The sequence below is a fragment of the Moheibacter stercoris genome (genome assembly GCF_040545805.1).
Taxonomy (GTDB): Bacteria; Bacteroidota; Bacteroidia; order Flavobacteriales; family Weeksellaceae; genus Moheibacter; species Moheibacter stercoris.
In genome coordinates, this window is sequence record NZ_JBEPMO010000018.1 from 1 (window position 1) to 11,834 (window position 11,834).

An 11,834-nucleotide genomic window follows, 5' to 3' on the forward strand; every position below is an offset into this window, starting at 1 on the left:
AAGCTAGAAAAATGAAATTTTAATATCCAAGAAGCAAAAAAAAAAATATTAAGCATAAAAAAGAGACTGTCTTTTGAGACAGCCTCTTTTTTTGTAATTTAGCAAATAGAAATTGGCTTTTGCTACGTGTTGTCTAAATCGAAACTTTCGGCTTCGATTTTCCGCCACTTCGCAAAGCCCCGAACCGTTGTACGACATATTAAACAAAAACCTCGATGAAACATTTATTCCTAATTTCTTTTCTATTAATCAATTCTCTTATTTACTCTCAGGAAATTGATTTTACAAAAGTTCCTCAAGTTCAAACTAAAGCAACTTTCACAACGGAAGTTCAACCTGATATAATAACGCTATCGATAACACTTTCAGAAACTAATACGAAAGGAAAAGTTTCTATCGAAGAGATGGAAAGAAAATTAGAAAACGTTTTAAAGTCGAACAATATTGACATTAGTAAACAACTTACTTTAAAAGATTTATCTAGCAACTTCCAAAGCTATTTTTTAAAGAAAACAGACGTACAAAAAACGAAGAATTTCAATTTGGAAGTTAATAACGCAAATGTGGCGGGAAAAATATTAAAAGATTTAGCTGAAAATGATATTTCTAATGTTAGACTTCTAAAGACTGAATATTCAAAACTTGAAGAATTGAAAATTGAATTAAAAGGGAAAGCTGTTGCAAAAGCGAAAAAACAAGCTGAAGAAATGACTAAAGCCCTAAACCAAAAAATTGGTGATGCAATATTCATTTCGGATATGGAAACTAATATTGTAAATTATCTTAGCGGTCAAGTTGCTGGTCTAAATATTAGAGGTGTTAACTCAATTGGTTATAAAGAAAAAGAAGAATCCAATTTAGACATTAAATTTGATAATATTAGAGTTGACGCTACAGTAACAGTTCATTTTAAAATTGAAAAATAAATACGTCGTACAACAGTGTATTGCCAAAAGCGGGGCTAAGGTGCTAAATTCAAAGTTGGTAATTCTATCACCGCCAAAAACGAATTACTCATTTAATATTTATTTTTTATTAAGGTATTCGTGAATCTTCGATTTATATTCGTTTTTTTCTTAAATTTATCTCATAAATTCGTTTTGGCTATCCTCGGTGTAAAACCGATCCCGATAGCTATCGGGACGCTTCGATTTGACTTCGTCGAACTGACGTTTCCCCGCCTTCGGCATACGAGCGGAGCGAACTGACGAAGTAATACCCAAAACGTTATATGCCATTTTATAAAACCGAGATGAAAAACATATTCTGCCTTTTAATTTTGTGTTTGACCTTTATTTCTTGCGATGGTCAAACTAAAGAAAATACTGAAAATCAAAACAAAAATGATATCAGTAATTATCAAAATGAGATTCTTCTTGAAGAAGAAATGCGTGTAACTACTGACAAAGCTGTATTATTAATTCAAAATAAGAATTATTCTGAATTCAAAAAATTAATTGTTGAAGACATTGCAAAAAATATTTCTGATCAACAGATAATTCAAATAGTTGACCAAATAAACTCAGTATTCAGCAAAGAAGGTGTTCCAATGGGAAATGACAATATTTTGCCATCGTTGAATGCAACACTTAATGGAAATGACACAATATTTATTAATAATATTATGTACAATTTCAAACCTAAAGATAACAACCAAAAAGTTTTGACTTTTAGTTTTCTTAAAAAATACGGAACAAATAAAATTGTTGGAGTTAACTTGAATACGAACCCGCTATCAGCTGGAAATGCTAAACCAACTATCAAAAAAATTGAAAAATTTGATTTTAAAGTTTCTGACATTTCTAACTTTAGAATATATTTTGATGAAGGTGTAGAAAGGAAAACTAAGTTTAAAAATGAAATTGGATATTTCGCTATTCAAGGAGACGTAAATACACTTAGAGATTCAGAAATTTTACCAATAATTGAATCAATATTTTCAGATCTTAAAAAATCAAAATTTGAATCAGTCAGAACATTTAATTCAACATTGAACAGAGGTGAAAATACAAGATATATTCAAGCCGAATTTGGTTTTAAAAATTTACCATACTCAATTTTCATTTACTTACCTCTAAAAAATAGCGGACAATTCGACAATAAAATAATTCTAATGCAAAGGGAATATGTAAATTTAGGTTACGAGTTTACATTAAATCAAAGCGATTATCCTAAAATTCAAAGTGAATTTCCTAAAATTATAGAAATGAATCTTGAAAGTTTTTATGTAGATAAACCTTAAAATCAAAACGGCATATAACATGAACAGGGTTTTGCAAAATGGCGGGTAACGGCTAAGTTGAAAGTTTCTACATTTTTTACCGCCGAATGTGTTTCAAATTCAGCTTTTTTTGTAAGTTAGCTTCTGTGAAAACACATCGGCTACGTTCCGTCTAAATTGAACATTTTGTCCAATTTATCCGCCACTTCGCCAATTCATTTTCCGTTAGCTGCAATTATATGAAAACGTCCGCAGACAAAGTAATTATCGGAATAATTTCAACTTTTCTAATTATTTGTTTTTTAAATCAATTAAGAAATTTGCCTGGTGGATTTTTTTTCTCAGGATTGTTTTATGCAATTATAATTTTAATAATTGTTTTGATTTCAATTTTAATTTTGGCTTTTATTTTAAAATTTATATTCAAAAAGGCTGATTATTTGAAGAGAGTTTTAATTTCTTGTATTATAATTTTAAGTTTTTCGATTTATAAACTATACTCTCCTACTTTGAAAATTATTGTTCCAAAAAATTATTCTGGTGAAGTAAATTTGACCTTATCAAATCTTAATCACAACGAATTAAATATTGATAAGAATGGAATTGGTTACATAACTAAATGGACTTTTGAAAAAACTTACACAAAACCAAAAGTTTACGACTCTGATGGAAAAAATCTAGAAAAACACTTATTGAGTTACGACAACAACAAATTTTGGGGTAAATCAATTGGAACTGGTAATACAATAAAAAGTTTGAATTTTGAAATTGCAAAAGATACTCTACAAAACAAAAGAACTTATCAATCAAATTGGCTTCAAAACGTTGATATGAAAAAAGTTTATCTAGAGAATCCCAAAAAAGGTCCGGACAATATTTTAGATGTCAAAATAAAATAACTTCTGTTAACACACTTAACTGTTGCACAACTCCAAAATTTCAGTGATAACAAAAATAATTGACATCGTTTAAGCCCTTTTAAGCGAGCTTTATTATGGTTTAGTATATGCGTGTTGGATTTTCAAGATAGCTTATAGTGCAAGTGTTGAAGTCTATTTAGGCGATGTTTAAGTAACCCTAACATCTCTTTCTTGAAGCTCATTTTTAGGGCTATGATTTGCGGATTTTTACGGGTGAATTTCAGGTACTTTTTCAGATTATAGCACAAGGCTGTCATCAGTTTTTGATAAATGGTAGTTGTGCAACATGCACATCGGCCTGGCAAAACCTAACGAAGTGGTTCAGTGAAGCTAAATGCGGGATTAAGTGCAAAATTTAAAGTTTGTAACTTTTTTTATCGCAATCGCTATTTTTATTTTTCAATTTATTAAATTTAAAAATCAAAAGGGCGTTGCTTAGTTTTTGGCAATTTTTGAAGTTTGTGAACTTTTTCTTCGCTACTTCGCCAAGCTGCGTGACGTTGGCGGTCATTTAAAGACTAAAAACCTACATTCATAATATGAATAAACAAATCTAAAAATGATGACTAAAAATATCACACTATCAAAGACAGATAAAGATGATTTAAATACACTTTTTCAATTCCAGCTTGACTCTGATGCAAATTATTTAGCGGCATTCACACCAAAAGACCCTACCGACAAAGTTGCATATATTGAAAAATATTCAAAGTTTTTAACTGACCCAACTATAAATATGATGACCATCAGAATGAATGATGAAATCGTGGGAAGTATCTCCAAATTTGTGATGTTTGGAGATAACGAAATTACTTATTGGATAGATAAAAAATTTTGGGGAAAAGGTATTGCAACAAATGCTCTCGAAATCTTTCTGACAATTGAAACGAACAGACCACTATTCGGACGTGTAGCATTTGATAATTTCGGTTCGCAAAAAGTTTTAGAAAAAGCAGGTTTTACTAAAATAGGTGATGATAAAGGATTTGCAAATGCTCGTCAAACAGAAATTGTTGAATATATTTATAAACTCTCAAATTAGAAATTTAATATGAGTACATTGAATATTGAAGTAACCGAATTCCTTAATGAACTCAACCACCCGTTAAGAAAGGAGATTGAACTTCTAAGAGAAATTATTATTAATGCAACAAGCGGATTATCAAAAAACATAAAATGAAATGGACCAAATTATTGTTTTAATGAACAAGACAGAATAACTATGAGAATCCAACCGCCCAAACAAGTTCAGCTAATTTTCCCAGGGGCGCTAAAAAACAAGAGCAACCGAAAAACAATATTATTCAATCAAAGTTAAAACTTCTAATGTGAAAAGAAAATGACAAGGAAATTGTAACGTTCAAAAATATCACAGAAATTGAGAATGGGAAAAATGATTTAATATCAATTGTAAATGAATGGATATTAGAAACGAAATAAAAACGAACCGCCAACATCACCTATACGTAAGCAGGGGTTTCGTGCTTCGTAGGACAAGAAAGTGGTAAATTTAAAGTTAAGTTCTTCGTAGGAGATTCAGTGGTTAAAATCCCTGCCTGCGTATAGCTGAGAACCGTTACACGCAATATTTTCCAAACTTTACGCTGAAATTCGAGTATTAATTTTAAATTTGTGATAGTATCAAATGATAGTATCATAAAATGAAACCACCTTACGAAATAACACCAGAAATTTTAAAATATATTACTTCAATAGCACTAAAAATTGGCGAAGTAAATGCAAAATATTTAATAAAAACGAATCCGACATTAAGAAAGCAAAATCAAATTAAAACTATTCATTCTTCATTAAGTATTGAAGGTAACACCTTAACTAAAGAACAAATTACAGCCATTTTGGAAAACAAGAGAGTTATTGGTCCGGAAAAGGACATTCTTGAAGTTCTAAATGCTTTAGATGTTTATAAAAATATAAATAAACTTAAACCTGAAAGTGAAAAGGATTTTCTAAAAGCTCATAAATTGTTATTACGAAAATTAATCCAAGAACCTGGAAAATATAGAAAACAAGGTGTTGGAGTTGTAAAAGGTTCAAAAGTTGAGCATATTGCGCCACCGTATGAAAACGTTCCATTTTTGATGAAAGATTTGTTTGAATATCTAAAAGATGATAATGAATTAACTTTAATTAAAAGTTGTGTTTTTCATTACGAAATGGAGTTTATTCATCCTTTTTTAGATGGAAATGGAAGAATGGGAAGATTGTGGCAAACGTTAATTTTAATGCAAGACTACCCTATTTTTGAGTTTTTACCATTCGAAACTTTGATTTCAAAAAATCAGAACGAATACTATAAAGCTTTATCTCTTTCAGATAAAGAAGGAAAATCTACAAAGTTCATTGAGTATATGCTTAAAATTATTGAAAGTTCACTTGTTGATTTACTCAAAAATTCGACAAAAAAATTGACAGATTACGATAGAATTCAGATTTTTTTAGAAAACTATTCGACTGATTTTACCAGAAAGGATTATATGAATTATTTCAAAGATATTTCTTCTGCTACAGCAAGCCGAGATTTAAAAAACGCTGTAGAAAATGGATTGATATCGAAATTTGGAGATAAGAAGACGACAACTTACAAGCAAAATAAATACGTCATACAACATCGGTAACTATTGCACAACTCCAAAATTTCAATGATAACAAAAATAATTGACTTCGTTTAAGCCCTTTTAAGCGAGCTTTATTATGGTTTAGTATATGCGTGTTGGATTTTCAAGATAGCTTATAGCGCAAGTGTTGAAGTCTATTTAGGCGATGTTTAAGTGACCCTAACATCTCTTTCTTGAAGCTCATTTTTAGGGCTATGATTTGCGGATTTTTGCGGGTGAATTTCAGGTACTTTTTCAGATTATAGCACAAGGCTGCCATCAGTATATGCTTGTTTGCTTGTACCATTCCACGACTGTTGAGCCGTTTGAGGTTATGATGGTTGATCAGCGTTCCTAAAACCGGTTCTACTGTCGAACTGCGACGCTTGACCAACATGCGGTGATAGGATTTGTTTTGCAGGAGCTTTTGGTGCATCTTATCGTACAAGGGTTTGTGAATGCTGTCATCTAACTTCTTAAGATACAATGTGTTTAAATGCAATTGCCAGAGCAAAAAAAGATTTGGAGGAATTCAAGGGCGTCATCACTTATCCTATATGTTTCGGATGCAAATCGGTTCCTTACATTAAGGAATTTAAAGAATTAACAAAGAAAAAAGATTTTAAATTCCAATTCGAGGATTTTGGGTGTTTACAGTTCGAAGGACATACATATGGTTGTTACGGCGGCTATGTAAACCAAATTATGAAGGAAAAACTTGGCGATAATTATTACCAAAATCTTTTAAGTGAGGCTAAAAATCAATTCGTTATAAATTTGACAGAAAATGATTCCCTGATAAGCATTTATGACCTTAAAACCAATGAAAAACCTTCCTTATTAGGTCAAAAAATAGAATTAATAGATGAAGGAATTATGCCTAGAATTAGAACAAACTTGCCCCTAATTATTTCCGATCACAATTCATTATTATTGGATTTAGATTTTATTGTTGAAAAAAATGGAGCAGTTTCGAATCTAAAAATTTCGAATTGGGTCAATCAATATCCTCAGTATGAACAATACAAAGAGCAACTTTCCCAAATTGCCTTTGAAACTCTCCGTTACAAATACGGAATTTGGAATCCTGGTCGATACGATGGAAAAGTTGTTCGAACTAAAAATATCCTTCGGGTTCATTTTGATTAAAATTAATCTAAAAATTAAGCTCCTTAATTGCTCTTTAAATTCAATTATTGCCTTCTATTTCAACTTATTTTTCAAAAAAATAAAGTAGAAAATACTTGATTTTCAATCAGATTGTCTAAATTGAGTCCAATTATCCCTAAAAACAAAAACCAATGAACAAACGAATCAACATAGAAAAGGTCGCGCCAGAAGCTTTCAAAGCTATGATTGGCTTGGAAAGTTTTCTCGCAAAATCCGATTTGAATAAAACCCATTGGGAACTCATCAAAATACGAGCTTCTCAACTCAACGGATGTGCCTATTGCATCAATTTGCATACAACGGAAGCGCTCAAAGCGGGTGAAACTCCTCAACGCATCTTTCTACTCAATGCTTGGAAAGAATCGGAATTATTTGACGAAAAAGAACAAATCATTTTGGAAATGACCGAACAAATAACCTTCATCGACCAAGAAGGTTTGTCCGACAATGTCTATGAAAAAGCTTTAGAATTATTCGGAGAAAAATATGTCGCAGAAATTATTATGGCCATCGTCACCATCAATGCTTGGAACCGAATTGCCATCAGTACCCAAAAGATGATTTCTTAATAAGAAAATTTATCAATTAAAAAATTGTGAATGACCTTCGAATCCGAAAAGTTCACCCTAATTTAATCAGTATAAATTGGCATCTTTAACTTACTAAATACAATAAAATAATGAAAGATTCTAATCCAGATAGCGTCTCAAGAAATCAAGAAATAACAAAAAACTATTTTCAATTTTTGAACCAGCACATTGCAGATGTTATTTCTGGAAAGGTGGATGAATTCATGGAAATCAACCAAATTGCTTCTGAATTATTTCTTTCCCACAAGCATTTGACCGATACAGTTCAAAAAGAAACGGGAAATCACCCCTGCCATTTCTACGACTTTAAAATTTTAGAACATGCCCAAGAAATGCTGACCCAAACCGATGATTCCGTTGCCGAAATAGCCAGAAAATTAACCTATAACCCTTCCAATTTTTCTAAATTTTTTAAAAAATTTTTAGGACAAACTCCTGGTCAATATAGAAAAGCAAACAAAAAATAAAAATCCCGAAAAGTTCACCACACTACTCCTACATCCAATTTCTAATTTTGATAGGTAATATCTAATCAATTAATACTATGTCAAAAAAAGATTTAAATGGAAAAGTAGTTCTCATCGCTGGAGGTGCTAAAAATTTAGGAGGATTATTAAGCCGAAATTTCGCTGAAAAAGGCGCGAAAATTGCCATCCATTACAACAGTGATAGCACGAAAGTTGACGCTCAAAAAACCTTAGAAGACATCCAAAACATGGGTGGAGAAGCCTTTTTATTTAAGGCTGATTTAACCAAAGTGGAGAACATCAAAAAACTTTTTGAAGAAACAAAATCCAAATTTGGTAAAATAGACATTGCCATCAACACCGTTGGAATGGTTTTGAAAAAACCATTTTTGGACACAACCGAAGAGGATTATGACACCATGTTTGAAGTCAATTCAAAAGTAGCCTATTTTTTCATTCAAGAAGCCGGTCGAAATTTAAGTGATAACGGGAAAATTTGTACTATTCTCACTTCGCTACTAGCTGCTTACACAGGTTTATATTCCACCTATGCTGGTGCGAAGGCTCCTGTTGAACACTTTACACGTATGGCTTCCAAAGAATTTGGAAACAGAGGAATTTCGGTTACAGGAGTTGCGCCTGGACCTATGGATACTCCTTTTTTCTATGGTCAAGAAAGCGAAGATGCCGTGGCTTACCATAAATCTGCTTCTGCACTTGGTGGTTTGACCGACATCAAGGACATTGCTCCACTGGTTGAATTTCTAGTAACAGATGGCTGGTGGATTACCGGACAAACTATTTTTGCAAATGGCGGTTATACAACCCGATAATCAATTGATTTTTAATTTATCTTTAAGGCAAATGATTTTATTGTTTGCCTTTTTATTTTAAAACCACAAACCTATGATCCTTAAAATAATCAACTCAGTATTAATTCTTTTCGCTGTTTTTATGGGAATGAAACACGGATGGAACATTTTACTTGGAAAACACGAAATGTTGGAAATGTTTGGTAAATTTAACTTTACCAAAAATATGGTGATGATCAATGGGGCAGTTACGATCCTCGCTTCTTTAATGATTTTATTTCCCAAAACTTTTATTTGGGGGAATTTTATCATGGCGGCTGGCGTTTTGATGATTATTTGTTTTCAAATTGCCAACAAAGACCTGAAAGGTGTTGCCATTGAAATACCGTTTTTAATACTTAACTTACTCATTATTTATCTTCAACATCCGCTCAAAATCAACTAATATGAAGTTTCTCCATCCACTTTTACCCGCCATTCTATTTTCCTTAACGCTTCAAGCTTGTGCGCAAGAGAATCCGAAAACAATTCAAACAAATACTTCTTCAGAAATGCATAACGAAACCATCTTAGAGCCCGTTCAAAATCTTATTGAAGCCATGGCTTCCGAAAATGCAGAATTAATTCGTGCGCAATTTGCGCCTACTGCTACCCAAGCCTATGGTGCAGATGGATCGATGAAATCTCCCGATGAAACCAAAAAATGGATCGAATCAGATATCATCAATAGAAAAGGAAAAGTCCTCAATCCCAAGTATACAATCGAGGGTGAAAATGAAGTGGTGGTAACCGGACAATATGAAAGCATTGGGTATACCAACAAAGCCAACTTTCTATTTACAGTAGAAAATGGTCAAATTACAAGCTGGAGAATGCGTTATTAATACGCGTGCAATAATCTTTTTCTATTATTTCAATGTTAAGCCGTATAAATTGAATTATTCACTTAAAAATTTAGGAATTATAAGTTATTACTCACCAAGATTAAGCCCAAATTAGTATCATTCACCAAATCAATCCCATACTTTAAAATACGTAAATAAGTAATTGAGTATTTTCCTGATATTTTTTAGTTAATTTGCATCAAATCTCTGCCATGAAATATGCAACGCTATTGCTGTTGTTTCTAGGATCCCTCCTATTTTCACAAGAATTGAAGAAATGGAATTTCGATATTTCCTTTCAATTGAAAGTGGACGAACACGATTATACCATCCAAAATTACCAAGTTTTCCTTCACGATAAAACCTATCCATTCAATCAATCCAGCGAAGTTTTGGCCGATATGGACAGTTTGAAGTTTCAATTGAAATTGGCCTATGCTTGCGAAACCTGTAGCAATTCCAGCGATTTGCCGCCCGATATGTTTCTTAAGGTAAATTATATCGACAAAAAGACCAACAAAGAACTTAGCACCATCATTCCATTTTTTTACGAAGGTGCAGGTCCTCGAATCCTGCCTCCACTTGATATAGGAATCCTAAATCTCAACCATTTTTTGGACGATTCGATCTTCCAAGACGGCGGAATCTATCATTCTTATGTAGCGGTTCAAATTTATTTTTACCGTCGCATCAACTTCTTAACAAAATATGAATACCAATGGAAACCTATGCGCAAACTCACGGAAATTCCAATTACTGTAAAAGACTAAAAACCTTTCTACCACCCAGTAAATTCCTCAACTAAACCAATCTCATTCAATTCTTAAGAATAATTATTTTTCAAATTTTTAATATCATTTAAAACTATTATCGTAATATTGCGATATATAAATATACAATGGGAATTACCAAAACCGATCATTTTACCGAAAAACAAAATCAAATGGCTGCCATTGCCAAAGCTTTGGGACATCCAGCTCGAATTGCCATCATTGAACACCTATTGAAAGTGAATCAATGCATCTGTGGCGATTTAGTCAACGAACTTCCTTTGGCACAAGCCACCATTTCCCAGCATTTGAAAGAATTAAAATCAGTAGGACTCATTCAAGGGAGCATCGAAGGAAATTCACTTTGCTACTGCATCAATCTCGAAACCTTTGAACTTTTGAAGAATTATTTCGGTCAAATTATTTCCGTCGTTCAGAATCAAAAATGTTGTGAAACAGAAGTCAAATAACTAAATATACCATCCAATGAAATTATCAGAATTAAAAAATATCTTACCCAATTTGGATAACCTAACCTTCCAATTGGAAAATGGAACTTTCGTTCCGGAACACTTTCACGTAACCGAAGTCGGACAAATCACCAAAAATTTCATCGACTGTGGCGGAGTGATTCGCAAAGAAAATGTAGTGAATTTCCAGTTGTGGAATGCCAATGATTTCGAACATCGATTGAAACCTACCAAATTATTGAACATCATCAAACTTTCGGAAGAAAAATTGGGAATCGAAGACCAGGAAATTGAAGTCGAATACCAATCGGAAACCATCGGGAAATATGATTTGGAATTCAACGGACAACATTTCATCTTGAAAAACAAAATGACCGCTTGTTTGGCCGAAGATGCTTGCGGAGTGCCTACCGAAAAAGTCAAAGTAGAAATGAAAGATTTAGGAACAGCATCCGCTTGTTGTTCGCCTAGTTCTGGATGTTGTTAAGCCAATTAAATGAACAAAAAAATCTTAGTGCTTTGCACCGGAAATAGTTGTAGAAGTCAAATCGCGGAGGGCTATCTTCTATATTTTGCTCGCGACAAAGCGGAAGTTTTCAGCGCAGGTGTGGAAACTCACGGAGTGAATCCGCGCGCCATTCAAACAATGCTGGAAGACGGAATCGACATCAGTCATCATACCTCCAATAATCTAGACGATTATCAATCCATTTCCTTTGATTTTGTCCTAACGGTTTGTGACAACGCCAAAGAACGTTGCCCCTATATCCCTAGCCAAGCCAAAACTTTTCATTACAATTTCCCCGATCCCGCCAAAGCAAAAGGAACGGAACAGGAAATTGCCCACGAATTTCGTTTGGTCAGAGAGTTAATCAAATCCTATTGCCAAAAATTCGTCGAAGAAAATCTTTAGAA

Annotated in this window: 16 protein-coding genes; 15 read left to right on the plus strand and 1 reads right to left on the minus strand. The window is 32.9% G+C overall.

Translation table 11 applies throughout. From position 1 onward, the window contains the following. The first annotated feature begins 215 nt into the window (after positions 1-215). From ABID46_RS11440 to ABID46_RS11460, 5 genes are all read left to right on the plus strand, one after another. Positions 216-926: an SIMPL domain-containing protein gene (locus ABID46_RS11440; protein ID WP_354510207.1), complete on the plus strand. Its 711-nt coding sequence runs from the start codon at positions 216-218 to the stop codon at positions 924-926. Positions 927-1,252: 326 nt separating this feature from the next. Next, positions 1,253-2,242, plus strand: coding sequence for a hypothetical protein (locus ABID46_RS11445; protein WP_354510209.1), 990 nt, complete (start codon positions 1,253-1,255; stop codon positions 2,240-2,242). Positions 2,243-2,460: 218 nt separating this feature from the next. Then, positions 2,461-3,120 (plus strand): hypothetical protein, encoded by a 660-nt coding sequence (locus ABID46_RS11450; RefSeq protein WP_354510211.1) that lies wholly within the window; start codon positions 2,461-2,463, stop codon positions 3,118-3,120. 580 nt (positions 3,121-3,700) lie between these two features. Then, positions 3,701-4,183 carry a GNAT family N-acetyltransferase gene (locus tag ABID46_RS11455; RefSeq protein ID WP_354510213.1) on the plus strand — a complete coding sequence of 161 codons (483 nt, stop codon included), beginning with the start codon at positions 3,701-3,703 and terminating at the stop codon, positions 4,181-4,183. Positions 4,184-4,802: 619 nt separating this feature from the next. After that, positions 4,803-5,777, plus strand: coding sequence for a Fic family protein (locus ABID46_RS11460; protein WP_354510215.1), 975 nt, complete (start codon positions 4,803-4,805; stop codon positions 5,775-5,777). A gap of 103 nt (positions 5,778-5,880) precedes the next feature. Here ABID46_RS11460 and ABID46_RS11465 read toward each other — a convergent pair whose 3' ends face one another. Continuing rightward, entirely contained in the window at positions 5,881-6,192 is a 312-nt protein-coding gene (locus tag ABID46_RS11465) for a transposase (protein WP_354510217.1), read from the minus strand. Positions 6,193-6,461: 269 nt separating this feature from the next. Between ABID46_RS11465 and ABID46_RS11470 the strand changes: the two genes are divergently transcribed. The 10 genes from ABID46_RS11470 to ABID46_RS11515 all read left to right on the plus strand — a co-directional run bounded on the left by ABID46_RS11470 (position 6,462) and on the right by ABID46_RS11515 (position 11,832). Further along, positions 6,462-6,905, plus strand: a complete 444-nt coding sequence (locus tag ABID46_RS11470) for a hypothetical protein (protein ID WP_354510219.1) — start codon at positions 6,462-6,464, stop codon at positions 6,903-6,905. A 152-nt stretch (positions 6,906-7,057) separates the two neighbouring features. Next, positions 7,058-7,495, plus strand: a complete 438-nt coding sequence (locus ABID46_RS11475) for a carboxymuconolactone decarboxylase family protein (protein WP_354510220.1) — start codon at positions 7,058-7,060, stop codon at positions 7,493-7,495. Positions 7,496-7,605: 110 nt separating this feature from the next. Continuing rightward, positions 7,606-7,983 (plus strand): helix-turn-helix domain-containing protein, encoded by a 378-nt coding sequence (locus tag ABID46_RS11480; protein ID WP_354510222.1) that lies wholly within the window; start codon positions 7,606-7,608, stop codon positions 7,981-7,983. 77 nt (positions 7,984-8,060) lie between these two features. Then, positions 8,061-8,816 (plus strand): SDR family oxidoreductase, encoded by a 756-nt coding sequence (locus ABID46_RS11485; RefSeq protein WP_354510224.1) that lies wholly within the window; start codon positions 8,061-8,063, stop codon positions 8,814-8,816. Between the two features lie 73 nt (positions 8,817-8,889). Then, the gene (locus ABID46_RS11490; RefSeq protein WP_354510226.1) at positions 8,890-9,240 is read left to right on the plus strand and encodes a hypothetical protein; all 351 of its coding nucleotides are present in this window, start codon (positions 8,890-8,892) and stop codon (positions 9,238-9,240) included. 1 nt (position 9,241) lies between these two features. Beyond that, positions 9,242-9,679: a nuclear transport factor 2 family protein gene (locus tag ABID46_RS11495; RefSeq protein WP_354510228.1), complete on the plus strand. Its 438-nt coding sequence runs from the start codon at positions 9,242-9,244 to the stop codon at positions 9,677-9,679. 212 nt (positions 9,680-9,891) lie between these two features. Beyond that, complete coding sequence (locus ABID46_RS11500) at positions 9,892-10,449, plus strand: hypothetical protein (RefSeq protein ID WP_354510230.1); 558 nt, start codon at positions 9,892-9,894, stop codon at positions 10,447-10,449. Between the two features lie 128 nt (positions 10,450-10,577). Then, complete coding sequence (locus ABID46_RS11505) at positions 10,578-10,919, plus strand: ArsR/SmtB family transcription factor (protein ID WP_354510232.1); 342 nt, start codon at positions 10,578-10,580, stop codon at positions 10,917-10,919. A gap of 16 nt (positions 10,920-10,935) precedes the next feature. Continuing rightward, positions 10,936-11,406, plus strand: a complete 471-nt coding sequence (locus tag ABID46_RS11510) for a DUF6428 family protein (protein WP_354510234.1) — start codon at positions 10,936-10,938, stop codon at positions 11,404-11,406. Positions 11,407-11,415: 9 nt separating this feature from the next. Further along, positions 11,416-11,832: an arsenate reductase ArsC gene (locus ABID46_RS11515; RefSeq protein ID WP_354510236.1), complete on the plus strand. Its 417-nt coding sequence runs from the start codon at positions 11,416-11,418 to the stop codon at positions 11,830-11,832. Positions 11,833-11,834 lie beyond the last annotated feature (2 nt).

Excerpts from the sequence above, each read along its gene's own strand:
- ABID46_RS11465 (WP_354510217.1), bottom strand. The coding sequence starts at position 6,192 with ATGCACCAAAAGCTCCTGCAAAACAAATCCTATCACCGCATGTTGGTC.
- ABID46_RS11515 (WP_354510236.1), top strand. The coding sequence starts at position 11,416 with ATGAACAAAAAAATCTTAGTGCTTTGCACCGGAAATAGTTGTAGAAGT.
- ABID46_RS11510 (WP_354510234.1), top strand. The coding sequence starts at position 10,936 with ATGAAATTATCAGAATTAAAAAATATCTTACCCAATTTGGATAACCTA.
- ABID46_RS11450 (WP_354510211.1), top strand. The coding sequence starts at position 2,461 with ATGAAAACGTCCGCAGACAAAGTAATTATCGGAATAATTTCAACTTTT.
- ABID46_RS11475 (WP_354510220.1), top strand. The coding sequence starts at position 7,058 with ATGAACAAACGAATCAACATAGAAAAGGTCGCGCCAGAAGCTTTCAAA.
- ABID46_RS11460 (WP_354510215.1), top strand. The coding sequence starts at position 4,803 with ATGAAACCACCTTACGAAATAACACCAGAAATTTTAAAATATATTACT.
- ABID46_RS11505 (WP_354510232.1), top strand. The coding sequence starts at position 10,578 with ATGGGAATTACCAAAACCGATCATTTTACCGAAAAACAAAATCAAATG.
- ABID46_RS11445 (WP_354510209.1), top strand. The coding sequence starts at position 1,253 with ATGAAAAACATATTCTGCCTTTTAATTTTGTGTTTGACCTTTATTTCT.
- ABID46_RS11495 (WP_354510228.1), top strand. The coding sequence starts at position 9,242 with ATGAAGTTTCTCCATCCACTTTTACCCGCCATTCTATTTTCCTTAACG.
- ABID46_RS11440 (WP_354510207.1), top strand. The coding sequence starts at position 216 with ATGAAACATTTATTCCTAATTTCTTTTCTATTAATCAATTCTCTTATT.
- ABID46_RS11490 (WP_354510226.1), top strand. The coding sequence starts at position 8,890 with ATGATCCTTAAAATAATCAACTCAGTATTAATTCTTTTCGCTGTTTTT.
- ABID46_RS11500 (WP_354510230.1), top strand. The coding sequence starts at position 9,892 with ATGAAATATGCAACGCTATTGCTGTTGTTTCTAGGATCCCTCCTATTT.
- ABID46_RS11455 (WP_354510213.1), top strand. The coding sequence starts at position 3,701 with ATGATGACTAAAAATATCACACTATCAAAGACAGATAAAGATGATTTA.
- ABID46_RS11480 (WP_354510222.1), top strand. The coding sequence starts at position 7,606 with ATGAAAGATTCTAATCCAGATAGCGTCTCAAGAAATCAAGAAATAACA.
- ABID46_RS11470 (WP_354510219.1), top strand. The coding sequence starts at position 6,462 with ATGAAGGAAAAACTTGGCGATAATTATTACCAAAATCTTTTAAGTGAG.
- ABID46_RS11485 (WP_354510224.1), top strand. The coding sequence starts at position 8,061 with ATGTCAAAAAAAGATTTAAATGGAAAAGTAGTTCTCATCGCTGGAGGT.